27 protein-coding genes are annotated in these 26,630 nt (G+C 28.6%); 11 read left to right on the forward strand and 16 right to left on the reverse strand.

Translation table 11 applies throughout. The features are described from left to right. The 4 genes from rpsF to OIF33_RS14245 all read right to left on the reverse strand — a co-directional run bounded on the left by rpsF (position 1) and on the right by OIF33_RS14245 (position 1,901). Positions 1 to 288 (reverse strand): 30S ribosomal protein S6, encoded by a 288-nt coding sequence (gene rpsF / locus OIF33_RS14230; RefSeq protein WP_322504943.1) that lies wholly within the window; start codon positions 286 to 288, stop codon positions 1 to 3. 143 nt (positions 289 to 431) lie between these two features. Continuing rightward, positions 432 to 644, reverse strand: coding sequence for a DUF951 domain-containing protein (locus OIF33_RS14235; RefSeq protein WP_322504919.1), 213 nt, complete (start codon positions 642 to 644; stop codon positions 432 to 434). A 22-nt stretch (positions 645 to 666) separates the two neighbouring features. Continuing rightward, the gene (locus tag OIF33_RS14240) at positions 667 to 1,542 is read right to left on the reverse strand and encodes a mechanosensitive ion channel family protein (RefSeq protein ID WP_322504920.1); all 876 of its coding nucleotides are present in this window, start codon (positions 1,540 to 1,542) and stop codon (positions 667 to 669) included. Positions 1,543 to 1,667: 125 nt separating this feature from the next. Further along, on the reverse strand, positions 1,668 to 1,901 hold the full coding sequence (locus OIF33_RS14245) for a DUF3343 domain-containing protein (protein ID WP_322504921.1): 234 nt from the start codon (positions 1,899 to 1,901) through the stop codon (positions 1,668 to 1,670). 163 nt (positions 1,902 to 2,064) lie between these two features. Between OIF33_RS14245 and OIF33_RS14250 the strand changes: the two genes are divergently transcribed. From OIF33_RS14250 to yyaC, 4 genes are read left to right on the forward strand one after another with little or no spacing between them, the layout of a single operon-like run. Then, the gene (locus tag OIF33_RS14250) at positions 2,065 to 2,712 is read left to right on the forward strand and encodes a LysE family translocator (RefSeq protein WP_322504922.1); all 648 of its coding nucleotides are present in this window, start codon (positions 2,065 to 2,067) and stop codon (positions 2,710 to 2,712) included. A gap of 11 nt (positions 2,713 to 2,723) precedes the next feature. Next, positions 2,724 to 3,884 carry an aminotransferase class V-fold PLP-dependent enzyme gene (locus tag OIF33_RS14255; RefSeq protein ID WP_322504923.1) on the forward strand — a complete coding sequence of 387 codons (1,161 nt, stop codon included), beginning with the start codon at positions 2,724 to 2,726 and terminating at the stop codon, positions 3,882 to 3,884. An 11-nt stretch (positions 3,885 to 3,895) separates the two neighbouring features. After that, positions 3,896 to 4,960, forward strand: a complete 1,065-nt coding sequence (gene ytvI / locus OIF33_RS14260) for a sporulation integral membrane protein YtvI (protein WP_322504924.1) — start codon at positions 3,896 to 3,898, stop codon at positions 4,958 to 4,960. 50 nt (positions 4,961 to 5,010) lie between these two features. Beyond that, complete coding sequence (gene yyaC, locus OIF33_RS14265) at positions 5,011 to 5,601, forward strand: spore protease YyaC (RefSeq protein WP_322504925.1); 591 nt, start codon at positions 5,011 to 5,013, stop codon at positions 5,599 to 5,601. Positions 5,602 to 5,816: 215 nt separating this feature from the next. On the opposite strand, the gene OIF33_RS14270 is transcribed toward yyaC, so the two are convergent. From OIF33_RS14270 to rpmH, 12 genes are all read right to left on the reverse strand, one after another. Beyond that, positions 5,817 to 6,314 carry a DUF4446 family protein gene (locus tag OIF33_RS14270; protein ID WP_322504926.1) on the reverse strand — a complete coding sequence of 166 codons (498 nt, stop codon included), beginning with the start codon at positions 6,312 to 6,314 and terminating at the stop codon, positions 5,817 to 5,819. A 49-nt stretch (positions 6,315 to 6,363) separates the two neighbouring features. Further along, positions 6,364 to 7,227: a ParB/RepB/Spo0J family partition protein gene (locus OIF33_RS14275; protein ID WP_322504927.1), complete on the reverse strand. Its 864-nt coding sequence runs from the start codon at positions 7,225 to 7,227 to the stop codon at positions 6,364 to 6,366. Beyond that, positions 7,228 to 8,001 carry a ParA family protein gene (locus OIF33_RS14280; RefSeq protein WP_322504928.1) on the reverse strand — a complete coding sequence of 258 codons (774 nt, stop codon included), beginning with the start codon at positions 7,999 to 8,001 and terminating at the stop codon, positions 7,228 to 7,230. 161 nt (positions 8,002 to 8,162) lie between these two features. Then, positions 8,163 to 8,945 (reverse strand): nucleoid occlusion protein, encoded by a 783-nt coding sequence (gene noc / locus OIF33_RS14285; RefSeq protein ID WP_322504929.1) that lies wholly within the window; start codon positions 8,943 to 8,945, stop codon positions 8,163 to 8,165. A 363-nt stretch (positions 8,946 to 9,308) separates the two neighbouring features. Continuing rightward, positions 9,309 to 10,028: a 16S rRNA (guanine(527)-N(7))-methyltransferase RsmG gene (gene rsmG, locus OIF33_RS14290; protein ID WP_322504930.1), complete on the reverse strand. Its 720-nt coding sequence runs from the start codon at positions 10,026 to 10,028 to the stop codon at positions 9,309 to 9,311. Positions 10,029 to 10,201: 173 nt separating this feature from the next. After that, on the reverse strand, positions 10,202 to 12,094 hold the full coding sequence (mnmG, locus tag OIF33_RS14295) for a tRNA uridine-5-carboxymethylaminomethyl(34) synthesis enzyme MnmG (RefSeq protein WP_322504931.1): 1,893 nt from the start codon (positions 12,092 to 12,094) through the stop codon (positions 10,202 to 10,204). A gap of 14 nt (positions 12,095 to 12,108) precedes the next feature. Then, positions 12,109 to 13,485 carry a tRNA uridine-5-carboxymethylaminomethyl(34) synthesis GTPase MnmE gene (gene mnmE / locus OIF33_RS14300; RefSeq protein WP_322504932.1) on the reverse strand — a complete coding sequence of 459 codons (1,377 nt, stop codon included), beginning with the start codon at positions 13,483 to 13,485 and terminating at the stop codon, positions 12,109 to 12,111. Between the two features lie 341 nt (positions 13,486 to 13,826). Then, positions 13,827 to 14,450: an RNA-binding cell elongation regulator Jag/EloR gene (jag, locus tag OIF33_RS14305; RefSeq protein ID WP_322504933.1), complete on the reverse strand. Its 624-nt coding sequence runs from the start codon at positions 14,448 to 14,450 to the stop codon at positions 13,827 to 13,829. A 41-nt stretch (positions 14,451 to 14,491) separates the two neighbouring features. Beyond that, positions 14,492 to 15,211: a membrane protein insertase YidC gene (locus OIF33_RS14310; RefSeq protein ID WP_322504934.1), complete on the reverse strand. Its 720-nt coding sequence runs from the start codon at positions 15,209 to 15,211 to the stop codon at positions 14,492 to 14,494. A gap of 33 nt (positions 15,212 to 15,244) precedes the next feature. Beyond that, entirely contained in the window at positions 15,245 to 15,454 is a 210-nt protein-coding gene (gene yidD / locus OIF33_RS14315; protein ID WP_322504935.1) for a membrane protein insertion efficiency factor YidD, read from the reverse strand. Then, the gene (rnpA, locus tag OIF33_RS14320) at positions 15,426 to 15,803 is read right to left on the reverse strand and encodes a ribonuclease P protein component (protein WP_322504936.1); all 378 of its coding nucleotides are present in this window, start codon (positions 15,801 to 15,803) and stop codon (positions 15,426 to 15,428) included. The genes yidD and rnpA overlap by 29 nt, the downstream gene beginning before the upstream one ends. Positions 15,804 to 15,863: 60 nt before the next feature. Then, positions 15,864 to 15,998, reverse strand: coding sequence for a 50S ribosomal protein L34 (rpmH, locus tag OIF33_RS14325; RefSeq protein ID WP_003451019.1), 135 nt, complete (start codon positions 15,996 to 15,998; stop codon positions 15,864 to 15,866). 980 nt (positions 15,999 to 16,978) lie between these two features. Between rpmH and dnaA the strand changes: the two genes are divergently transcribed. From dnaA to gyrA, 7 genes are all read left to right on the forward strand, one after another. Beyond that, positions 16,979 to 18,352 (forward strand): chromosomal replication initiator protein DnaA, encoded by a 1,374-nt coding sequence (gene dnaA, locus OIF33_RS14330; RefSeq protein WP_322504937.1) that lies wholly within the window; start codon positions 16,979 to 16,981, stop codon positions 18,350 to 18,352. Positions 18,353 to 18,646: 294 nt separating this feature from the next. Beyond that, positions 18,647 to 19,747 (forward strand): DNA polymerase III subunit beta, encoded by a 1,101-nt coding sequence (gene dnaN / locus OIF33_RS14335; RefSeq protein WP_322504938.1) that lies wholly within the window; start codon positions 18,647 to 18,649, stop codon positions 19,745 to 19,747. A 123-nt stretch (positions 19,748 to 19,870) separates the two neighbouring features. Further along, entirely contained in the window at positions 19,871 to 20,077 is a 207-nt protein-coding gene (yaaA, locus tag OIF33_RS14340) for a S4 domain-containing protein YaaA (protein WP_003470354.1), read from the forward strand. Between the two features lie 55 nt (positions 20,078 to 20,132). Continuing rightward, positions 20,133 to 21,218 carry a DNA replication/repair protein RecF gene (gene recF, locus OIF33_RS14345; protein ID WP_322504939.1) on the forward strand — a complete coding sequence of 362 codons (1,086 nt, stop codon included), beginning with the start codon at positions 20,133 to 20,135 and terminating at the stop codon, positions 21,216 to 21,218. A gap of 13 nt (positions 21,219 to 21,231) precedes the next feature. Continuing rightward, the gene (remB, locus tag OIF33_RS14350) at positions 21,232 to 21,492 is read left to right on the forward strand and encodes an extracellular matrix regulator RemB (RefSeq protein ID WP_003451015.1); all 261 of its coding nucleotides are present in this window, start codon (positions 21,232 to 21,234) and stop codon (positions 21,490 to 21,492) included. 240 nt (positions 21,493 to 21,732) lie between these two features. Then, positions 21,733 to 23,649, forward strand: a complete 1,917-nt coding sequence (gene gyrB, locus OIF33_RS14355; RefSeq protein ID WP_322504940.1) for a DNA topoisomerase (ATP-hydrolyzing) subunit B — start codon at positions 21,733 to 21,735, stop codon at positions 23,647 to 23,649. Positions 23,650 to 23,670: 21 nt separating this feature from the next. Beyond that, positions 23,671 to 26,190 carry a DNA gyrase subunit A gene (gyrA, locus tag OIF33_RS14360; RefSeq protein ID WP_322504941.1) on the forward strand — a complete coding sequence of 840 codons (2,520 nt, stop codon included), beginning with the start codon at positions 23,671 to 23,673 and terminating at the stop codon, positions 26,188 to 26,190. The last annotated feature ends 440 nt before the right edge of the window (positions 26,191 to 26,630 follow it).

The following is a 26,630-nucleotide window of genomic DNA, read 5'->3' on the forward strand; positions in this document are numbered from 1 at the left end:
TTATTGCTCTTCTTTAACGATGATGTTTCTGATTATTCCGTCAGTTATTCCGAATATTCTGTCTAACTCTTTTGGTAATTCTGGGTTAGCAGTGAAGTTTATTAAAGTATAGTAACCTTCGTTAACTTTAGCGATTTCGTAAGCTAATTTTCTCTTACCCCAGAAATCAACGTTGTCAACTGTACCATTTCCGTTTTCTATAACACCCTTGAATTTTTCGATTAAAGCTTTAACTGCTTCCTCGTCTAATGATGGGTGAGCTACGAATATAGTTTCATATTTTCTCATCATTTACACCTCCTCCCTCTGGACTATGGCTATGCTCTAGCATAGCAGGGATTACAATTAAATATTCTAACATTAAAAGAGGGTTATTGCAACCCTCTTTATTAATGTAAACATAACTTTTTGAAAATTATTTTTTTAATTTTTTATTCAGTAATTTCTTCCTCTGGGGCATTAGATTTTATAACCTTTTTAACCCCTTTTTGGAATTTAGACCTAGGAAGCATTACGATTCTTGCACACCCTAAACATTTTATCTTGACATCTGCACCAATTCTTATAACTTCCCATTCATCACTGCCACATGGATGAACTTTTCTCATTTTAACTATATCACCTAGATAAAATTTGTTAATCATAATAAATTACTCCCCCTTTAAATTAATCCTTTATTATTTCAGTCTTTGGATATGGTATTTCTATACCTTGTTTATCCAATTCCATTTTAATACGCTTTCTTAACTCTATTTCAGCTCCCCATTGTTCCATTGGTTTAGTTTTACCATATATTCTAATATTTACACTAGAATTATTTAAAGCTGTAACTCCATAAACCTTTAAAGGCTCTGTTATGTTCATATTTTCTTTGTTGTATGTATTACAAACATCATTTATTACTTTTATAGCATTATCTATGTCTTCCTCATAAGCTATTCCAATATCTACTTGTACTCTCATACTACCCTTACAATCGTTAGTTACTATTCTAATCATTCCATTAGGTATAATATGAAGAGAACCATCAAAATCTCTAAGTTCTGTTGTTCTAAGCCCTATAGTTTCAACAACCCCACTTACACCTTCAATAGTTACATAGTCGCCCACATTATACTGATCATCGAAAAGTATAAAAACTCCATTTATTACATCTTTGACAAAACTTTGTGCTCCTAAACCTACTGCAACACCTCCAACAGATGCAAAGGCCCAAGATATATTTCCGAATATACTTGATAGCATTGTTGTTATGCCTATAAAATATACAGAATATCTTACTATACTTTTTAATAAAGTTCCTATAGTATTTGCTTTTCTAGCATCTATAGAAAATTTAAAATTTGTATCAATTTGCTTTTTAACAGCTTTATTTATTATTCTATCTCCTATTTTAATAGTAACTCCCATTAATATAACTATAACAACTATAGTTATAAATTTCTTTAATAAGAAATCAATTGTTGATAAAGGTATTTTCATTGCTCCAAACTTAATGTAATCAAATTCAAAATTAATTCCTAAAACGCTATCTAATAACATTAAACCCCTCCCTTATAACTTCACTATAATATACTTTTTATTTAATTCTATTTTGAACTATTGTTGATTTTTAGCTAAATCTGAAGTGCTAACTAAAAATTAATATCCACTTAAAAATATGGGCTTTATTTATATATTTCAAAGCCTTTGCTTGTTATGGAATATATATTTTTAAATTTAATCTCTAAACCTTCTATCATCTCTAATTGATCTTTATTAAAAGCTGAACTTATTCCACAGCTTTTTGTTATGTATGTTGGCGTAGGCATTATTATAAATGATATACCATTTTCTTTAAGTATTCTTTCACCTTCCATAGCCTCATGTGTATTATTAAAAACCATTATAAAATCTTTCATACTAAAAAAACTTCCTTTCTTAAAATCTATAACGTTATTAGTATATATTATAAGTATATATCATAAAAGTTAACACTTTTAAAATAATGATGAAAGGTTTCTCATTTTGAACTATAATATAATTATGTAAATTTATAAAAACAACTATAAAAGGAGTTTGAGTATGTCTTTTTTCTATTTAAAGGCTATTTTATCTGGAGTTATAACAGGCCTTTTAGTTTCAATACCCCTTGGCCCAGCTGCAATAGAAGCTGCAACACAATCTCTAGATAAAGGTTTTAAAAAAGGCTTTGAAGTTTCCTTAGGTGCAATAGCAGCCGACTATTTGTATATAATATTAATAAACTTCGGAGTAGCTCAATTATTAAATTTAAATAGGTATGTAGAATGTGCTTTTTGGATTATTTCAGGATTAGTTCTTATAATAGTAAATTTAGTCTTTAAAGCTTCTCAAAAAAGTTTAGATGAGAAATGTGTTAAAACTATAGAAAGTCATAAAACTGGTAGCGGCTTTATAAATGGTTTTTTAATAACCTTTGTAAACCCTATGACTTTATCAGTTTGGATGGCAGTAAGTGCAGGAATAATGAGTATATGGAAAATTTCAGGTAGACATTTCTTCTCAGTAGCTATAAGTGCAATGTTCATTACTACTTTAGGGTGGTTTATATTATTAAATTTTATGGCTGCCAAAGGTGGAGGTTTAGTAAAGAAAGAGCTTACGGGTAAAGCTCATACTGGAGTAAAGTATTTTATGGTTTTACTTGGATTAGGTTTTACCATATACGGAATATTTAAAATTTTCATGTGAGGTTTTTATTTATGAATAGAATATATTTTGATAATGCAGCCACTACTTTTCCTAAACCAGACTCTGTAATAAAGGCAATGGTTGATTATATGAATTTTGAAGGAGGAAGTGCAAATAGAGGTTCATCATCTACAGCATTACAAAGTAGTAGAGCTGTTTATGAATGCAGATATGAATTAGCCAAATTTTTTAATTTTCCCAAAAGTGAAAATGTTATTTTTACAAATAACATTACAACATCATTAAATATGTTACTTTTAGGAATAATTAAATCTGGCTGGCATATAATTACTACATCTATGGAACATAATTCTGTACTAAGACCACTAGTAAAAATTAGTGAAGAAGTCCCTAATGTAGAACTAGATATTGTTCAATGCAATGAAGAAGGTCTTTTATCAATTGAAAAAATCAAAGAAAAAATAAAGGATAATACAAAACTTATAATTTTATCTCACGCTTCTAATTTAGTAGGAACAATACAACCAATTGAAGAAATAGGTGAAATCTGTAAGAAGAAGAATATTTTCTTTATTTTAGATTCAGCTCAAACAGCAGGGGTTATTCCTATTGATATGACCAAACTAAACTTAAATGCATTAACTTTTACAGGACATAAATCTCTTTTAGGTCCTCAAGGAATTGGTGGTTTTATTATAGATGATAACTTAAATTCTATTTGTAAAAATATTTTTTCTGGAGGAACAGGAAGTAATTCTTCTCTAGTAGAACACCCTCAAGAATTACCTGATAAATTCGAGTATGGAACTTTAAATACTCCTGGAATAATAGGTCTTTTAGAAGGTGTTAGGTTCATAGAAAAAGAAGGCATTGAAAACATAAAATTAAAAGAAGAAATGTTATGTCAAAAAGCTATGGATTTATTATCTGAAATTCCTGAAGTTAAACTTTATGGTCCTATAGATGCAAAAAAGAAAACTTCAACAATATCTTTTAATATAGAAGGTATGGATCCTGAATTCACAGGATTCTTATTAGATAGTGAGTTTAATATAACATGTAGGACAGGAATTCATTGTACTCCTCTTGCTCATAAAACAGTTGGTTCATATCCAACTGGAAGTATAAGAATAAGCTTAGGGTACTTCAATACATTGGAAGAAGTCTATAGATTTGTTGAGGTTATAAAAGAATTAATTTCAAGGAGGTAGACTTCCGACCTATGAAAAATTTAATAATCAAAAGTGAAAAAATAAGTGTGTTTTTTATTTTGTACACACTTATATTTTTTACATTTTTTAACACTTTAAAGTATACATTACCCTTTCTACTAGCATTTATTTTTTCTTTACTATTAAAAACTCCAACTCAATTTTTAATGAAGAAATTTAAGCTTAACGTTGGAGTATCCTCTTTTATAAGTACATTTATTTTTTTCTTTATAATAATAGTGATCTTAACTTTATTTATTACATCTTTAGCATATGAATCATCATCACTAACAAATTATATTCAAGAAATAATATCTACTAACTCAAAAGAATTTCATAGTTACTTTATTTCTATTCAAAATTGGCTTGAAAATAATTTTATTGATAATACTATTCTAAACTTAATAAAAAATTCCTTAATATCTTCTATTAAGGAATTAACAGTATTTATTTTATCTTTTGGCACAGAATTGATTCAAAGAATTTTTCTATTGATAAGCTATTTACCATATACTTTTATGCTTCTTATTTTTACTGTGCTATCAACATATTTTTTATCTAAAGAATTAAATACTTCTAACTTTAACAAAATATTATCCAACTACTTAAATTCTAATTATAGTAAGAGGATTTTAACTATTTTATATGAAATAAAAAAGATGTTTTTAACTTATTGTTTTTCATATTTATTTTTAATTCTTATTTCCTTTATATTAACCTTTTTAGGATTTTCTTTTTTAAAAATTAAGTATGCACTATTACTTAGTGTACTTGCAGCTTTATTAGATTTAATTCCTATACTAGGTATGCCATTAATTTATCTTCCACTTATTTTTATTTCATATAGCTCAGGCAATATTTTTTCAGCTATTTTTTTACTAATATTATATTTATTTATTTTTTTCTTACGCCAATTTTTAGAGCCCAAACTTATGTCATCTACATTAGGAATACATCCTTTATTAACTTTAATATGTATATTTGTAGGACTAGAACTTAACGGCTTTTTAGGAATTGTATTCTTTATTTTCTTCATAATATTTTTCAATATATTTAAAAAAGTTAAGATATTATAAGTATAGACTTTTTAATTTTGGTAATAATTTCAAATAAGGAGGTTGTTATCATGTGTACAAGTTTTTATATAGATTCGTTAGATCCTAAAGCTTCATTTAAAATAAGAGATTATCTTTGTAATGAACTTAATCCAATAATAAAAGAGAATAGACCTATTGTCTTTATCTGTGTCGGATCTGATCGTTCAACAGGAGATGCCCTTGGTCCTTTAATTGGTGAAAAAATTAAATTTTTATCAAAAAATAATATTTTTGTTTATGGAACATTAGAAGAAACTGTTCATGCTAAAAATTTAAAAGAAACCATAAAATTAATAAAATTAAAACATAAAAAACCTTTTATCATAGCTATTGATGCATGTTTAGGGTCAGTTGATAATGTTGGTCATGTACTCATTGAAAAAAGACCCCTTAAGCCAGGAATAGCATTAAATAAAAATTTGCCACCTGTAGGGGATTTAAGTATTCTTGGCATAGTTAATATATCTGGTTCTTTAGAGTTTATGGTATTACAAAATACTAGATTATACACTGTTATGCTTTTAGCTAATGCTATATCTAGTGGAATTCATCATTGCATATTAAAATCAGTAGGATTTAAAAAGGATTTAATAGATTCCACCCTAGAAAATATATTGTAGATGGAATTATTCTAAATTTTTATTCTATTGAAATTAATATATATTTTTAGATATTTTAAATACTTATTAGTAAAATATAATTTTTAAAATGCAAAATGTTTCACGTGAAACATTTTGTTTAATCCATAAAAAATAGGCTATATTAAAGCCAACTAATAAATCTAAAAGTTGTTTTAATATAACCTATTTTTATTTAATGAATATATGACTCTAATTTATTTATTCATTGCAGCATTTAGAACATGTAATTCTTCTTCTGATAAATCATATCTAGATATTCCTTTATCTATTGGCTTAGCATATGTTGTATTATAGTCTCTTCCATATATTCCTGTTAAGATAACTCCATTATTTTCTCCATCTAGTAAGGCAATTGAGAAACTTAAATCACTTCCAACATCTTCGAAAGCTTTATATCTTATAACAGATACTTTTTGAGTACATTTTTCAAGTTGAGATTTTAATATTTTATTTGTTTCTACAGTTTCTTCTGAATCTTTTTTAACTTCTTCCACTTTGTCTAAATAAGAGTTAATAAGTTCCTCTAAATTCTTATTATTAACTCCCCTCATAATTTTTCTAAATTTCTTTTCTACTTTATTTAAACTTCTGAAAGCTACTATTAATAGTATGAATTGGATTAAAACTAATACTATTAATCCTATTGTTATATAAGTTGAATACTGTGTTAGTATATTTAATACATTCTCCATGTAATTTATCATCCCTTCATGTTCTTAAAATGTTTCACGTGAAACATTTTTAAATATTTATAATGTCTAGTATTCTTTGTAGATCTTCTTCTGAATAGTATTCTATTTCTATCTTACCTTTATTCTTATTAGAGTTTAAATTAACCTTAGTTCCAAAATGATCTTGGAGTCTATCTCTAACATCTTTATAGTATGGATTAAGTGGTTTTCTTCTTTCTGATGTTTTTTCTTCAACAACATCATTTAAGATTTTCTTAACTAACTTTTCTGTTTCTCTAACAGAAAGGGAGTTATCAATAATTTTTTGAGCTACTTCATATTGAGCATCATTTTCTAATGGTAGAATAGCTCTTCCATGACCTTCTGATATAACTCCTTCTATTACATAATCCTTAACTCTATCATCTAATTTTAACAATCTCATTGTGTTAGTTATTGTAGTTCTTGATTTACCTATAGTTTTAGAAAGTTCTTCTTGAGTTAAAGCAAACTCTTTTAATAATCTTTCATATGCTAATCCTTCTTCTATAGGATTTAAATCTTCTCTTTGGATATTTTCTATTAAAGATATTTGTAGAAGTTTCTCATCTGAAATATTCATTATTAAAGCAGGTACTTCTATTAATTCCGCTATTTTAGCAGCTCTATATCTTCTTTCCCCTGCAATTATTGAATATCCTTTAGATTCTTTTTTTAAGATTAAAGGTTGAATTATACCATGTTCTTTTATAGATTCAGCTAATTCTTTTAATTTATTATTATCAAAGAATTTTCTAGGCTGTTTCTTATTAGCCTTTATTTCTTTAATCTCAATATTTATTATTCCACTTTTCTCTTCTTTTTCTTCCTTAATATTATTATCTTCTGGTATTAAGGCCCCTAATCCTTTTCCTAACCCAAATTTTTTAGCCATCTATATATTCACTCCCTGTCTTTTTAGGAATTCCTCAGTTAATTTTTCATAAGACTTAGCTCCCCTACATTTTTCATCATATAAACATATTGGTAATCCAAAACTTGGAGCTTCAGCTAACCTAACATTTCTAGGAATAGTTGTTTCATATAATCTATCTTTGAAGTATTCTTTTACTTCTTTATAAACCTCTGTACTTAAGTTAGTTCTTGAATCATACATAGTCATTACTACACCTTCAATATCAAGATCTTTATTTAGAGATTTCTTAACTAAATTTATTGTATTTATTAATTGTCCTACCCCTTCTAAAGCATAATATTCAGCTTGTATTGGTATTAAAACACTATGAGACGCAACTAAAGCATTAATAGTTAGAACCCCTAAAGATGGAGGACAGTCAATAAATATGTAATCAAATTTATCTTTAATATTATTTATTTGATTTACAAGTATATGTTCTCTATCTTCCCTACCTATTATTTCTACTTCGGCACCTGCTAATTCCATTGTTGCTGGAACAACATAAAGATTTTCAACTAATTCACTTTTCATCATTATTGACTCTATATCTTCATCTGCAGTTAATAAATCATATATAGACTTGTCCAATTTTCTTTTATCTATACCTAATCCACTTGTTGTATTTCCTTGTGGATCTATATCTATTGCTAGAACTTTAAATCCTTGCATTGCTAGGTAAGAACATATATTTATATTTGTTGTTGTTTTTCCAACTCCACCTTTTTGATTAAAAACACAAATAGTTTTCATTAAACTTATCCAAGAATATCTTATTCTTGAACATCCACCTCCCTTCTAACACATCTATTTTATTATATATTTTTACATTACATAATAAAAGATACTTATTGGTTATTTCTGATTAAAAAATTAAAAAATTAAAAAATAGGAATGTTTCACGTGAAACATTCCTATTTTTTATCCTTTGGTATATTAATTGTTATTTGAACATATTCCCCACAATCTTTTGATTTATATTCTGCTGGAATTTTAAACTTATCAAAAACTTGTTTTATAGAATTAACATATATTTTTGTTGGAAAAACACCTAATATTTTTTTCTTTCCTTTTGAGTTTAATTCTTCTCCTGCAAGTTTTAAAAGTTCCTTATTAATAAGTTCTTCTGTACCTTTAACATTTAATCCTTTTTTTACAACAGCTTTTATAACTTTTAATTGAAGTTTTTCTTCTGGTAAAGTTAACAAAGCTCTTGCATGCCTTTCAGTTAAATTATTTTGTAAGCATATTTCTCTTACTTTATTACTTAATTTTAATAATCTTAATTTATTAGCTATAGTAGATTGTTTTTTTCCCATTCTATTAGCTAATTGCTCTTGAGTAAAATTATGATCTAGTATTAAGTTATAGTAAGCTTCTGCTTCCTCTATAAAATTTAAATCCTCTCTTTGAAGATTTTCAAGTAAGGCAATTTCAGCAGATTCTTTCTCTGTTATATCTACTACAGTACATGGAACTGTATCTAATTGAGCTAACTTAGCAGCTCTTAATCTTCTTTCTCCAGCAACTAATTCATATATATCTCCAATTTTTCTAACTGTTAAAGGTTGAATAATTCCATGATTAATTATTGAATTAGCTAATTCAGCTAATGCCTCTTCATCAAAATATTTTCTTGGTTGATAGATATTAGGCACTATATCTTCAACATTTATATGTATTATCTCTCTCCCCATTTCTTACTCCTATCCCATTTATGTATATTTAAACAATAAAAATTTAAATTAAGCTATTTTTAGTTAAATTCTCATTTAAGAAAAGATCTAAGTTAAACTTCAACTCATTTATTAAAATTTTAAAGTTTACAGAGACCTTTACTTTTTTTATTTTTCTATTGTTTTATTTGGTATTGATTTTTTTAGATAGAGCTGTAAGACCATCTTAATAAGAACTAGTATATGATATTATTTTAGTAAGCTCCTTGGCTTCACTCAAATGTGTAAGTTCAAATTTCAAAATTAAAATTTTCATTTTTACTTAAAATTAAGCTAAGTCTACAGCTCCATCAAAAATCAACATTTACTTTAAAACATAGTCTTTTATTTTAATGGTTTTTTAGTTACGTTACCTGCTTTTCTAGGGAAAGTTTTTGGTGTGCTTTTTATTTTATTTACTATTACTAAGTTATGGTTTAAATCTGTTCCCTCGATTTCAACTTCAGTTATTCCTTCAAGCTTACCGCCTAAAGTTCCAATAGCATTTTTTGAATCATTTAACTCCTCTGTTATATTTGGTCCTTTTAAAGCTATAAAGTTTCCATTTACCTTTACATATGGCATACAAAATTCACTTAGTACACACATATTAGCAACAGCTCTTGATGTGGCAATATCAAAATTTTCTCTTAGCTCTTTTTTTCTAGCACCATCTTCAGCTCTAGAATGTATAGTCTCAACATTTTTTAAACCTAATTTATTCACAACTTCATTTAAGAAGTTTATTCTCTTATTTAATGAGTCTAGTAGGGTAACATTTACATCATCCCTCATAATAGCTATAGGTAATCCTGGGAATCCAGCACCTGTTCCAACATCTATTACTGTTTTAGCTTTTTTAAATTCATCTGCTTTGAAAGCTTTTATACAATCTATAAAATGTTTCTTTACTATTTCTTCATCCTCTGTTATTGCTGTTAGATTTATTTTTTCATTCCATTCTTTTAATAAATCTTTATAAAGCATAAATTTTTGATACTTGTCTTCATTAAATTCCATTCCAACACTATCACAAGCTTTTTTCATTAAATCAAAATATTGCATTCTTAATCCTCCAAAACCTTAAGAGTATAAATAATTTATTTTAATAATATTTTCTACTAAAAAACTAAAGTTATCCACATGTGGATAACTTTTTAAAAGTAGTATTACAGCACCGTTTATAAGTTTTACATAAGACTTATCCACAGGTGCTGTTGAAAACTTCTTAATAACTTTTAATTTTCATTATTTTTCCCAGTTTTTCTGTAATGCTCTAAGAATATTAACAGAACTGATATATCAGCCGGGGATACCCCTGATATTCTTGAAGCTTGACCTATATTTAAAGGTCTAATTTTATTTAACTTTTGAATAGCTTCAATTCTTAAACTATTAACATCATTGTAGTCTAAATCTTCTGGAAGAACTTTTTTCTCAAATTTCTTAAATTGAGCTACTTGTTCTAATTGAGTTTGTATATATCCTTCGTATCTAGCCATTACGTTTATCTGATCTCCAATATCCTTTGGTAAATCAGGTCTTTCAGGATCTAAACATGCTAATGAGAAGTAGTCTAACTCTGGTCTTTTTATAAGTTCATACATTCTTATTGGTTTTTTAAGTTCTGTTGAACCTAACTCAACTATTTTCTCATTATTTTCTGTTTTATTAGTTATTTGAAGTTCTTTAAGTCTTTCAAGCTCACTTTCTAAGTTTTGCTTTCTTTCTTGGAATTTATTCCATCTCTCTTCTGTAACTAATCCTACATTATGTCCAATTTCAGTTAATCTGAAATCAGCATTATCCTGTCTTAATATTAGTCTATATTCAGCTCTTGATGTCATCATTCTATAAGGCTCATTAGTACCTTTAGTGATTAAATCATCAATTAAAACTCCTATATATCCATCTGATCTTGTAAGTATCATAGGGTCTTTTCCTTGAACTTTTAAAGCTGCATTTATACCTGCAACTATCCCCTGTGAACCAGCTTCCTCATATCCTGAACTACCATTAATTTGTCCAGCACTAAAGAATCCATCTATATTTTTGAATTCTAATGAAGCTTTTAATTGTGTTGGATCAATACAATCATATTCAATTGCATATGCAGTTCTCATAACCTCAGCATTTTCAAGCCCTGGAACTGTCTTTATCATTTGAAGTTGAACATCCTCTGGAAGAGATGATGACATTCCTCCAACATACATTTCTTCAGTATCGTCACCTTCTGGTTCTATGAAGATTTGATGTCTTTCTTTATCTTGGAACCTCATTACTTTATCCTCTATAGATGGACAATATCTTGGTCCAACACCTTTTATACTTCCATTATACATAGGAGATCTATGTATATTATCTTGAATTACTTTATGTGTTTCAGCATTAGTATATGTTAACCAACATGAAACTTGATCTCTATCTATATTTTCACTTATAAATGAGAAAGGAACTATTTCCTCATCCCCTGGTTGTTCTATCATCTTAGAGAAATCAACACTTCTCTTATTTATTCTAGCTGGAGTACCAGTTTTAAATCTTCTAAGTTCTATTCCTAAATCTATTAGGGATTTTGAAAGTTCATTAGCATTGCTAAGTCCATTTGGTCCTTGGCTATAGCTTACATCCCCAATTATTATTCTACTTTGTAAGTATGTTCCACTTGTCATTATAACAGCTTTACACTCAAAAAATGCACCATTTTTAGTTAAAACACCTTTAACTTTTCCATCTTCAACTTCTACAGCAACTACTTCTAATTGTCTTAAGTGAAGATTTTCTTGGTTTTCTAAAACCTTTTTCATTCTTTCTTGATATTTCTTTTTATCAGCTTGTGCCCTTAGAGAGTGTACTGCAGGTCCCTTTGATGTATTTAGCATTTTAGATTGGATAAATGTATGGTCTATATTTACTCCCATTTCTCCACCTAAAGCATCAATTTCTCTAACTAGATGACCCTTAGCAGTACCGCCTATATTAGGGTTACATGGCATCATAGCAACAGAGTCTAATGTTAATGTACAAACTAAAGTTTTACATCCCATTCTAGCTGCTGCTAATCCAGCTTCGCAACCTGCATGACCAGCGCCTATAACAACTATATCATAACTTCCTGCATTATATCTCATATTTCATCATTCTCCTATTTTCCACAACAAAATTCTGCAAATATTTTGTTTATTAAGTCTTCTTCTAATTCTGCTCCAGTTATTTCTCCTAAAGCTCTTAAAGCAGATGTTACATAAATTGATACTAAATCTAAAAACTCATTGTTATTAAGACCGTTTAATGCTCCTTCTAAGTTCTCAGAAGTTCTGTATAATGCTTCCTTATGTCTTGTATTAGTTACCATTAAACTTTCAGCATCAATTGATCCATTAAAGAATAAATCTTTTATTTTACTCTTTAAATCATTTATTCCGAAACCAGTTTTTGCAGATAATTCTATCTTATTTTCTAAGTTATCCACAAGTTCTGAGGATAACTTTCTATCTAAGTCAACTTTATTTAAAAGTACTATGTATTTTCTGTCTTTAATGTATTCAATGATTTCTTTATCTTCAGCATCTAATTCTCTACTTGTATCTAGCATTAAGATAACTAAATCAGCCTCATTGATTTTTTCCTTAGACTTTTCCACACCTATTTTTTCTACAACATCCTCAGTCTCTCTGATTCCAGCTGTATCAACTAATCTAACTGGTATTCCATCTAAGTTTATGTATTCTTCTATTACATCCCTTGTTGTTCCTGCTATGTCAGTTACAATTGCTCTTTTTTCGTTTAATAGGGCATTTAGAAGTGATGATTTACCTACGTTAGGTTTTCCTACTATAACCATACTTAAACCATCTCTAATAAGCTTACCTTCATCAGCAGTGTTTATTAAGTCATTTACTTTATCTTTAAGACTTATAACATCATCTTTTACCTTAACAGGTATAGTTTCATCTGGTTCTTCATCGTCCTCTGTAAAATCAACAGCATATTCAATTAGAGCTAATATATCTAAAGCTTCTTTTCTAAGATTGTTTATTTCCATAGAAAGTCTTCCTTGGCTTTGAGTCATAGCTGATTTCATTGAAAGTTCTGTTTTAGCAGTTATTATATCCATAACAGCTTCTGCTTGACTTAAATCTATTCTACCATTTAAGAAAGCTCTTTTTGTAAACTCACCTGGTTCAGCAAGTCTAGCTCCTGCCTTTATTACGTTTTGTAAAACTTTATTAGTAGCCACAACACCGCCATGACAGTTTATTTCTACTGTATCTTCGGCTGTGAAGCTTCTAGGACCTTTCATAAAACTAACTATAACTTCATCTATAATTTCGTTATTTTCATCTATCATGTGACCATATCTCATTGTATATGGTTTTATATCTAATAAATCTTTTCCGTTTTTTCCTCTGAATATTTTATTTACAATCTCAAGAGCTTTATTTCCTGATACTCTAATTATAGCTATTCCACCTTCTCCTAATGCTGTAGCTATAGCAGCAATAGTATCGAATTCTTTCATAAGCTCCTCCTTTATAATTACATTCTCAAATTTGAACTAATATTGATTTTACCCAACAAAATAGAATAAGTCAAAATTTTAAATCATATTATTTGTGGCAAAAAATTATCTTTTTACTAAATCATTTAATAGATTACTTACTTAAAAATACTATCCAATAAATCCAATGCTATACTTAATAAAAAAATAAGATGAAAATAATATATTTCCACCTCATTTTTTAAAATTATCAATATTTTAACCCATTGATATAGCTATGTTTTTAATATTACTCACAAGTTATCCACAAGTTATCCATAGGTTATTGTGGATAAAAAAAAGAAAGCTTTAAGCTTTCTTTTTTATTTCTTTAATTCTACTACAACTCTTCTGTAAGGTTCTTCACCTTCACTAAAAGTTTTAACAAAATCATTATTCTGTAACTCTGAATGAATAACTCTTCTTTCATAAGGATTCATAGGTTCAAGCTTTAAGTTTTTTCCTGACTTTCTAACCTTATAAGCTATTTTATTAGCTAATCGCTTAAGAGTTTCTTCTCTTTTTTGTCTATAATTTTCAGTGTCTAAAACCACTCTTTTATATTTATCTTCTTTAGACTTATTAACAACCAAACTAGTTAAATATTGAAGTGAATCTAAGGTTTCCCCCCTATATCCTATAATGCTTCCCATCTTAGGGCCTGTAATATTTATCTTAACAGTATCATTACTTTCTTCAATATTAATTTCAGCTTTTACATTCATCTTTTCAAGAACTTCACTTAAAAACTTCTTAGTTTCTAAGATTCTATCTCTTTTCATTGTAACTGAAATCTTAGCAGGCTTAGTACCGATTAGATTAAAGAAACCTTTACTTCCTCCATCTATAACAGTAACCTCTACTTTATCTTCTGTAGTGCCCAACTGTCTTAATGCACTCTTTAAGGCCTCTTCAACAGTCTTACCAGTAATCTCAATTGTCTTCATACCCTTGTTTCACCACCTTAGAAAAATAAAATAAAATCTAATTACTTGCCATCTTTAGCTTCAGCGTTTAATTTTTCTCTTTTTTTCTTAGGTATAACAACTATAAAATATGTTTGGGCTATTTGAATTAAGTTACCTATTACCCAATATAATACTAGCATTGAAGGGAAATTGATTGACATTACCCCCATCATACCAGCCATTACAATGTTCATAGTAGTCATATTCATTCCACCTGTTGGAGCAGCTCCACCTGGGGTTTGAGTTGACTTTATCATTAATAATGATGATAAGTAAGTTGTAGCTGCTGATAATATTGGTAATATAAATGTTTTATCTGGTGCCCATAGATCCTTAAGCCATAAGAATGATATACCTTTTAACTCTGTTAATCCATAGAATACATAGTATAATGCGAATAATATTGGCATTTGTATTAATAGAGGTAAACAACCACTCATTGGATTTACGTTATTATCTTTGTAAAGCTTCATCATTTCTTGTTGAGCTTTTTCTGGATTATTCTTATATTTCTTTTGTAATTTAGATATTTCTGGTTGTATTTCTTGCATCTTTTGTTGTGATTTAGTTTGCTTTATATTTAATGGTAATACTATTAATCTTACTAATAAAGTTAATAAGAAAATTGCCATTACATATCCCGCACCTTCACTGAATATTCCTAATGAAGCAACAAAGCTGTGAATAGCTTGGAATATAATAGTGAATAAATCAGTTATCGGCTTTAAAATTGTCTGCAATATGTTACCCTCCTATATTTAAACCGTCTATATTTATTTGACAGGATCATATCCACCTTTACAAAGTGGATTACACCTTAATATTCTTCCTATACTCATAAATCCCCCTCTAATAGCACCATACTTTTGTATTGCTTCTAGTGCATATTGAGAACATGTTGGATAAAATCTACAACAAGGTCTCTTTAAAGGTGAAATATATTTTCTATAGAATTTAATCATTACTATGAACAATTTTTTCATTATCACGTAGACCCGCCTTCTTTATTAAATTATTCATGGCTTTTCCTACTTGCTTAAAATCTTTACCGTTTATAGCAACTCTAGCAATAAATACAAAGTCATAGCCTTCTTTAAGCTCACTAGAATTAAGTCTGTAATTTTCAAGTACAAGTCTTTTAACTCTACTTCTAATTACACTTTTTCCAACCTTTTTGCTAACTGAAACTCCTACCTTATTGAAACGTTCTCCATCCTTCGTAACATTTTTTCTGTTAGGAAAAACATAAAGAACTAGTAGATCATTAGCATAAGATTTTCCTCTTCTATAAACTGTTCTAAACTCATTGTTCTTTCTTAAACTTAGTAACATTTAAATTTGCTCTCCTTTTTTCTGCTTTTTGGTGCAGAAAAAGGCCACAAAATGCGGCCCTTATGCTGTTAATCTTTTTCTACCTTTTTGTCTTCTTCTCTTTAAAACATTTCTTCCAGATTTAGTTTTCATTCTCTTTCTGAAACCATGCTCTTTGCTTCTTTGTCTCTTTTTAGGTTGATATGTCATGAACATTTAAATACACCCCCTTCAACCAATATTTTATTCTAGTAAAAAGCTAAAAGCTTTTTTACTTATTTGCTAATTTAGGTTTTACTGTTTAATTATATCTTTCAAGTTGCCCTCTGTCAAGAAAATAACTCACTTAAAGATTTGTTATGTCTACCTTATTTTGCTTGTAAAATATATAAATAGAAAGTCATTACTTCCTTACTTTTAGTTTACTATAAAAACTCTTCTTTAATATACTAAGAAATAGCGTGCTAAAATCTTCTACTATTTTACCCTTAATATACTAATTTAATTACTTGCATCTTCCTCTTTTTAGATAAAGAAATTTATTCTTTATTATTTCCTTCTATAATATTATAGTTAGATAAATAAATTTATTTTTTAATTTAATACCAACTTTATAACTATAGTTATAAAGTTATCCACAAAATAAATAACAATTGTTATTAACTTTTATATTTATATAATTCTCTCCCTCTTTTTCTTATTTAAAACCATAATATCTTACTTTTCAATTCTGTTAAAAGTTTAAATTTCAACAGAGCTTGTACATATGTATTTGCCTAATTCTAAATTCTTATAAGTTTTTCACAAAATAAGTTATCAACAGCTGTTATTTTTGTGGATAACTTATTGAATCCCTCTATTACTTTATGTTATCATATTAATGCATTGTGAATAACTTTATTTCATTTTACAACTTATCCACACTTGTGAATAACCCTGTTGATAACTTGTATATTCTTTATATTCTATTATATTTATATTCTTTATAATTCTGTTATTTCAACAGTTTATTATGTTCTTAATTTTCAACAAGACTTCTTTATACTTCTTGTTGATATATTTTTTTTAATAGAAATTATCCACAATATCAACAGCCTGTTAATAAATTTATTCACACCATGTAAAGCAATAATCTAATATGTTAATTATATGTGCATAACTAAAATTTAAAATCATTTATGATTGGAGGATAGAAGATGGATGCCCAACTAAACAATCTATGGGAACAAGCGTTGAATATAATAAAAGGAGAAATCTCTGAAATAAGCTTTAATACTTGGATTAAGAGCTGTACTCCTATATCAATGTCAGACAATACATTGAAACTTTCTGTTCCTAATGAATTCACTAAAGGGATTCTAGATACAAGATATAAGGACTTATTAATTCAAGCTTTAAAGATAGTTACATCTAGAAGATTTAAAATAGAGTTCTACCTTGAATCTGATTTAGAAGAAGAGAAAGAGAATGAGGAAAAACAAAAAGAAGAAAAAAAAGAGAATACAAATGATGTCGATGGCTCTATAGTTGTAAGCGATGAAATGTCAGCTACACTAAATCCTAAATACACATTTCAATCTTTTGTCATCGGTAATAGTAACCGTTTCGCTCATGCAGCATCTTTAGCTGTTGCTGAGTCACCAGCCAAAGCCTATAATCCTTTATTTATATATGGAGGAGTTGGCCTTGGAAAGACTCACTTAATGCACGCTATAGGACACTATATTCTTCAAGAAAATCCTAAAGCAAAAGTAGTTTATGTGTCATCTGAAAAATTTACTAATGAGCTTATAAATGCTATTAAGGATGATAAAAACGAAGAGTTTAGAAATAAATATAGAAAAGTCGACGTTTTATTAATAGATGATATTCAATTCATAGCTGGTAAGGAACGTACTCAAGAAGAATTCTTCCATACTTTTAATGCATTACATGAAGAGAATAAACAAATAATTCTATCATCAGATAGACCACCAAAAGAAATTCCTACATTAGAAGATAGATTAAGATCTAGATTCGAATGGGGTCTAATTGCAGATATTCAAGCACCCGATTTCGAAACTAGAATGGCAATACTAAAGAAAAAAGCTGATGTTGAAGGGCTAAATGTACCAAATGAAGTTATGGTGTATATAGCTACTAAAATCAAATCAAACATAAGAGAATTAGAAGGCGCACTTATAAGAATAATAGCGTATTCATCTTTAACTAATAGAGATGTAAGCGTTGATTTAGCTTCTGAAGCACTTAAAGATATAATATCTAATAAAGAAAGTGCTCCAGTTACAATAAAAACTATTCAAGAATCTGTAGCAAATTATTATAATTTAAGAATAGATGATTTAAAATCACAAAGAAGAACTAGAAATATAGCTTATCCTCGTCAGATTGCTATGTATTTAAGTAGAAAGCTTACAGATATGTCTTTACCTAAAATAGGTGAAGAATTTGGTGGTAGAGACCATACTACAGTAATTCATGCTTACGAAAAAATTTCTGAGAATTTAAAGACTGATGAAGGTCTACAAAGTATGATAAACGACATTACTAAAAAGCTTACTCAAAAGTAATTAACAAAGTACATAATAACTGTATAATATCTGTGGATAACCTGTTAATTATTATGTTTATTATTTTTTACCTGTTATTTTGTTGTGGATAATTGTTCACAGTAATCTACAGGTTATCCACAAGCAAAAAATCTCTGTAAGCATTGATATATAAGAGGCTCAGAGGTTTATCCACAAATCCACAGGTACTATTACTATTATTATTATATATATTATCTATTAATATATCTATTATACAAAAATTCACACTGTGTATAACTTATGTGAATAAGTCCTAGAAGGAGGGTTTTAATTTTGATATTTACATGTGATAAAAATAAACTACAAGAATCTATAGCTATAGCTCAAAAAGCTATAACAGGAAAATCAACAATGCCTATATTAGAAGGTCTATACATAGAAGCTTCAGAAAATATAGTAACTATAATAGGATCAGACAAGGATGTTAGTATAGAAACTAAATTTGAAGCAGAAGTTAATGAACCAGGTAAATTAGTTGTTGATGCCAAAATCTTTGGAGAAATAATAAGAAAGTTACCTAATGATAAAATTAAAATAGAAACAGTTTCAGAAGAAGCTATAAGAATAACATGTCAAAAGTCTGTTTTTGATTTATTACACATGAATGCAGAAGACTTCCCAAGTTTACCTAAAATAAATGAGAACATGATCTTCTCAATAAACCAAGGAATTCTTAAGAATATGATAAAAGGAACATCTTTTGCTATAGCTCAAGATGAAACAAGACCTATTCTTCAAGGTATATTATTCGAAATTAAAGATTCTAAATTAAACTTAGTAGCTTTAGATGGATATAGACTAGCAATAAGAACGGAAGATATAGATACTAACAATACAATTAATGCTGTTATACCAGGAAAAACTTTAAATGAAGTTGCTAAGATATTAGATGACTCTGATGAAATAGTTAATATTACATTTACTCCAAATCATATATTATTTAATATGGGAGATACAAAAGTAATTTCTAGATTATTAGAAGGTGAATTTATAAAATACGATGCTTTATTACCAAAAGAACATAAGTTACAAATTGAAGTAGATAAACAAACACTTCAAAATGGTATTGAAAGAGCATCACTTATGGCTAAAGAAGGAAATAGTAACTTAGTTAAGTTTGATATAACTGATGAAAACATAGTAATCACATCTAATTCTCAATTAGGAAAAGTTAGGGAAGAGGTTACTATAAAATTGCAAGGAGATGAAATACAAATTGCATTTAACTCAAAATATCTTTTAGACGTTTTAAAAAATATGGAAGAGGATAAAATAGAATTAAGAATGACAAGTAGTATATCTCCTTGTATTATTAGAAATAAAAACAATGATTTATGCGAATATCTAGTTTTACCAGTAAGAATAGCAAGATAATTTAAACTTATTTTATAACTATGGTGAGTTTAGTATTACTAAACTCACCATAGACTATTTTTTATTTTATTTTTGAAAGGAGAAACAATGTATTTATTTTTAATATACATTGGGTGAATAATTATGCAAGAAGTAAAGATCAATACAGAATTTATAAAATTAGATTCATTTTTAAAATGGTGTGGAGCAGTTAGCTTAGGATCAGAAGCTAAAATGTTCATAATGGATGGAGAAGTTTTAGTTAATGGAGAAGTATGTACTCAAAGAGGAAAAAAATTAAGAGTTGATGATACTGTAGAGTTCAATGGTGAAATTTATAAGTTAATTTAAAGATACATAGCCTAAAGAACATAAGAATATGGTATAATTAAATATAGGTGTTTTTATGTATATAAAAAGTTTGCAATTAATTAATTATAGAAATTATGAAAATTTATCAATCAAGCTTTGTCCGAATGTAAATGTCTTTATAGGTGATAATGCACAGGGAAAAACTAATGTAATAGAAGCAATATATTATTGTGGATTTGCTAAGTCCCATAGAACTAATAAAGACAGGGAGCTAATAGAGTGGAATAAGGACAGAGCTTTTATAAGGTTAGATGTTCATAAAGATAGATTAGATAAAATCATAGATGTGAATATTTTAAAAGATGGAAAAAAAGCTATTAGCATAAATTCAATAAAGATAAGTAAAATTGGAGAATTAATTGGAACGTTTAACGTTGTTATGTTCTCTCCAGAAGATTTAAAAATAGTAAAAGAATCTCCTGGAATAAGAAGAAAATTTCTTGATATGGAACTTAGCCAATTAAATAAAAGGTATTATCATAATTTAGTTCAATACAATAAAGTTTTACATGAAAGAAACTTAGTTCTTAAAAATAAAAATGTAAATGAGGAAATGTTAGATATATATGATATACAATTGGCACAATATGGAGAGAATATTATTAAGACAAGATTAAAGTATATAGAACAGTTAAACAAATATTCTAAAGAAATTCACAAAGAAATAACTTCAGGAAAAGAAGAGATTGAATTTAAATATATTTCAACTGTAAAAGATTTAGATAATATTAAAGATTCTATGATAAAGCTATTAGAACAAAATAGAAAAAAGGATATAGATAAAAGAGCAACATCTATAGGCCCACATAGAGATGATTTTAATATATATTTAAATAATATAGATGCAAAGATTTATGGTTCACAAGGTCAACAAAGAACTAGTGTATTAACAATAAAATTTGCATCTTTAAAAATAATAAAAGAAATAACAGGTGAATATCCTGTGTTATTATTAGATGATGTATTGTCAGAATTAGATTTTAATAGAAAAAGATATGTTTTAACATCTATAAAAAACATACAAACAGTAATAACATGTACAGGAATAGAGGATTTAACCAGTTATTTAGATGAAAACTCAAAAGTATTCAGAGTTATAAATGGACGTATTCAATGTTAAAGGAGGAGTATTTGTGTTTTTACACTTAGGAGAGAATGTAGTAGTTCCAGTTAAAGATGTTATAGGAATATTTGATATTCAAACTGCTATGTATAGTTCAGATACTATACAATTCTTAAGAATGGCTGAAGAGGATGGATTCGTTGAAAGAATTACAGATGAAAAGCCAAAATCTTTTGTTATAGCTGAGATAGATAAAATGAGTAAAGTATATCTTTCACCTATTTCATCATCTACATTAACAAAGCGTACAGATATTAATTATAATCCTTAAATTTTTGAATAAAGATAAATTTAAGTTTATTAACTAAAGATTTATTTATTTTTAAAAAGTTTTTAGAAATATAGGATTGCCACATTATTTGGGAAGGGTTAACCCATATCCTTTAAATTAATAGATCTTAAATAATGTTTACGTTAAGTGTGAGGATCGAAGGAATTTCAACTAAGTTGTTTGAAATTATTCACGGAAGACCCTATAAAAGTTAAATTGCTGCTATATAGGAGGAGTTATATGTTGGAGCAAAACAATCAAAATTATGATGCTAGTCAGATTCAAGTCTTAGAAGGATTAGAAGCTGTAAGAAAAAGACCAGGAATGTACATTGGTAGTACTAGTTCTAGAGGTCTTCATCATCTAGTTTACGAAATTGTTGATAACAGTATTGATGAAGCATTAGCAGGATACTGTAAGAATATAAAAGTTTACATACACAAGGATAATTCAATTACTGTAGTTGATGACGGAAGAGGTATGCCAGTAGGAATCCATCCAAAGATGGGAAAACCAACTGTAGAAGTTATCATGACAGTTCTACACGCAGGAGGTAAATTCGGAGGAGGCGGATACAAAGTATCTGGTGGATTACATGGTGTTGGTGCATCTGTAGTTAATGCTCTTTCAGAATTATGTGAAGTAATTGTAACTAGAGATGGATATGTTTGGAAACAAATATATAAAAGAGGTGCTGTACTTACTGGTTTAGAGAAAATAGGAGAAGCTGAAGGAAGTGGAACTAAAGTTCACTTTAAACCAGATGTTGAAATATTTGAAGAAACTGAATATGATTTCGAAATTTTATCACAAAGACTTAGAGAGTTAGCATTCTTAAATAAAGGAATAAACATAACTCTTATTGATGAAAGAGGAGAGGAAATCAAAGAAGAAGTATATCACTATGAAGGTGGTATAAAATCTTTTGTAAGTTATTTAAATAGAAACAAAGAGGTTTTACATAAAGAACCAATTTATGTAGAAGGTCTTAAAGATGGTATTTCAGTAGAGGTTTCATTACAATATCATGATGGATTCAATGAAAATATCTTTACTTTTGCTAATAATATAGATACTGTTGAGGGAGGAACTCACTTAGCAGGATTTAAAACAGCATTAACTAGAGTAATGAATGATTACGCTAGAAGATTTGGCCATTTAAAAGATGCAGATAAGAATTTATCAGGAGATGATATCAGAGAAGGTCTAACTGCTGTTATTTCTGTTAAAATATCTGAACCTCAATTTGAAGGGCAAACAAAAACAAAATTAGGGAACAGTGAGGTTAGAAGTGCTGTTGATTCAATTTCAGGGGAAGGAATATCTACTTTCTTAGAGGAAAATCCTGAAGTTGGTAAAGTAATAATAGAAAAAGCTTTATTAGCATCAAGAGCTAGAGAAGCAGCAAGAAGAGCGAGAGAACTTACAAGAAAATCAGTTCTTGAAAGAAGTTCACTACCGGGTAAACTTGCTGACTGTTCATCAAAAGATCCAAAGGAATGTGAAATCTATATAGTTGAGGGAGACTCAGCGGGTGGATCTGCAAAGCAAGGAAGAGATAGAAAATTCCAGGCTATATTACCTTTAAGAGGTAAGATAATGAACGTAGAAAAGCAAAGATTAGATAAAATTTTAGGTTCAGATACTATAAGATCAGTGGTAACTGCTTTAGGGGCAGGTATAGGACCTGAGTTTGATATAGAGAAAATAAGATATAATAGAATAATAATCATGACAGATGCTGACGTTGATGGTGCTCACATAAGAACTCTATTATTAACATTCTTTTATAGATATATGAGAGACTTAGTTGAGCAAGGACACGTTTATATAGCACAACCACCACTATATAAAATTTCTAAAGGTAAACAAGAAAGATATGCTTACACAGATTCTGCTGCAGATGAAATAATAGCTGAGTTTGGTGGAAAAGATAGTAGCGTTAATGTTCAAAGATACAAAGGTCTTGGAGAAATGAACGCAAACCAACTTTGGGAAACTACTATGGATCCAGAATCAAGAGTATTGTTAAGAGCAGATATAGAAGATGCTATGGCAGCTGATGAGATATTTACAATTCTTATGGGCGATAAAGTAGAGCCGAGAAGAGAATTTATTCAGAAGAATGCTAAAAAGGTTAGCAATTTAGATATATAGTACTAATATGAGGTGAAGTACATGAGCTTTAATGAGGGAAAAGTAATACCCATAGATATAAATAAAGAAATGAAAAAATGCTACATAGATTATGCTATGAGCGTTATTGTTGGTAGAGCATTACCAGATGTTAGAGATGGTTTAAAACCAGTTCACAGAAGAATTTTATATTCAATGCAAGAATTAGGACTATATCCTGAGAAAGGATATAGAAAATGTGCCAGAATCGTTGGGGAAGTTTTAGGTAAGTACCATCCACACGGTGATACATCAGTTTATGATGCTTTAGTTAGAATGGCACAGGATTTCTCTTTAAGATATATGCTTGTTGATGGACACGGTAACTTCGGTTCTGTTGATGGGGACTCAGCAGCGGCAATGAGATATACAGAAGCTAAAATGAATAAAATAGCTTCTGAAATGCTTAGAGATATAAATAAAAATACTGTTGATTTTGCACCAAATTTTGATGGTGAGGAAAAAGAACCAGTTGTATTACCTTCAAGATATCCAAACCTTTTAGTTAATGGTTCATCAGGTATCGCAGTTGGTATGGCTACTAATATCCCACCACACAACTTAGGTGAAGTTATTGATGGAACTATAGCTCTTATAGACAATCCAGAGTTAACAAGCTTAGAATTAATGACATACATCAAAGGACCAGATTTCCCTACAGCTGGAATAATAATGGGTAAATCAGGTATAAGAGCAGCTTATGAAACTGGAAAAGGTAGAATAGTAGTAAGAGCTAAGGCTGAAATTGAAGAGGAGAATGGAAGACATAGAATCATAGTTACTGAACTTCCATACCAAGTTAATAAGGCTAAGCTTATAGAATACATTGCAGATCTTGTTAAGGATAAAAAGATTACTGGAATATCAGATTTAAGAGATGAGTCTGATAGAGAAGGTATGAGAATTGTTATAGAACTTAAGAGAGATGCAAATCCAAGTGTTACCTTAAACATGCTATATAAGCATACAAAGATGCAAGATACATTTGGTGTTATAATGCTTGCTTTAGTTGATAATGAGCCACAAATTTTAAATTTAAAACAAGTGCTAACTCATTATATAAATTTCCAAAAAGATGTTATAACTAGAAGAACTCAATTCGAGCTTAATAAAGCAAAGGAAAGAGCTCACATATTAGAAGGATTAATAATAGCTCTTGATAATATTGATGAAGTTATAAGAATAATAAGAGGATCTAAGACTACAGATATAGCTAGAACTACACTTATAGAAAGATTTGGTTTAAGTGAAAAGCAAGCTAATGCAATCTTAGAAATGAGACTTAGAAGACTTACTGGTCTTGAAAGAGATAAGATTGAAAATGAGTATAATGAGCTTATGAAGTTAATAGACTACTTAAATGCAATCTTAGCTAGTGAAGAAAGATTATTAGAAGTTATAAAAGAAGAGCTTCTAGAAATCAAAGCTAAGTACTCAGATGACAGAAGAACTCAAATAGAGAAACAAGAAAATGAAATAGATATAGAAGACTTAATACAAGAAGAGGATGTTGTAATAACTCTTACACACACTGGATACATCAAGAGAATTTCTTCAGATGTTTATTCAGCTCAAAAGAGAGGTGGTAAGGGAATACAAGCAATGACAACAAAAGAGGATGATTTTGTTGAAAATATACTTGTAACATCAACACATGCAAACTTATTATTCTTCACTAATAGAGGGAAGGTATATAAGATTAAGGCATATGAAGTACCTGATGCAGGAAGAACTGCTAAGGGAACAAATCTTGTAAATATACTACCTTTAGAAGCTGATGAAAAAATACAAACAGTTCTTTCAGTTAAGGATGTTCAAGAAGATGGATACTTATTCATGGGAACTAAACTAGGAATAGTTAAGAAAACTCGATTAGGAGACTTCAAGAACATAAGAAAGAATGGATTAATAGCCTTAAACCTTAGAGAAGGTGATGAACTTCTAAAAGCTAAAATAACATACGGAGATGCAGATATAATGTTTGTAACTCAAGATGGTAATGCTATAAGATTTAACGAAACAGATGTTAGACCTATGGGTAGAAGTGCATCTGGTGTTAAAGCTATCAGCTTAAGAGAAGGCGATGTTGCTGTTTGTATGGATATCGCTGTAGAAGGTGAAAAACTGTTAGTTGTAAGTGAAAATGGTTATGGTAAGAGAACTAACCTAGATGAGTATAAGGTACAAAATAGAGGTGGAGTAGGTCTTATAACATATAAAGTATCAGAAAAGACTGGTAAAGTTGTTGGAGCTACTGTATGTAAAGAAGATGATGAACTTATGCTTATAAATAACCAAGGGGTAGCTATAAGAATAAATGTAAGTGGAGTTTCAGTTACAAGTAGATCTGCAATGGGTGTTAAACTTATGAGAACTCTAGAAGATGAAGCAGTAGTAACTATTGCAAAAATATCTGGGGATAATGGAGAAGAGGAAGAAGAATCAACTTTATTAGACCAACTAGAAAGCACAAATGAAATTGCAGAAGAAGTAGCTACAGAGGTTAAAGAAGAGGAAAACTAATATAGTTTTAAATTAGCTCTGATGTTTTTATAGCATCAGAGCTTTTTTTTATAGAAATTTATATGTTTATTAAATTAAATAATAAAAAATGAGTTGAATTAAAAGAAAAATATAATATTAATAAAATAGAATTTGTTGAAGATATTTGAGATTAAAGTAAGAAAAATAGGCTATAAGCATAGATAAAAGAGAAATTAAGATATAAACTTTACCTAGTGTATCAATAATTAAATATATGAGTAAAATAAAGAAAATAAGAGAAAATACAGCTTAATTTATTAAAATGAAGTGAAATAAAAATGTGGATTAGAAGGTATGTGATAAGATATTACTTGTCGCTGACGAACAGCAACAAACAAAAAACAAAACTTGGGAAACAAGTTAAAAAAGTTTTTTGAAGAAAAATGTTGACAAAGTTCGAAAGTGGTGATAAACTAAAG

This window comes from Clostridium sp. LIBA-8841, assembly GCF_034439435.1.
In the GTDB taxonomy this organism is placed as follows: Bacteria; Bacillota; Clostridia; order Clostridiales; family Clostridiaceae; genus Sarcina.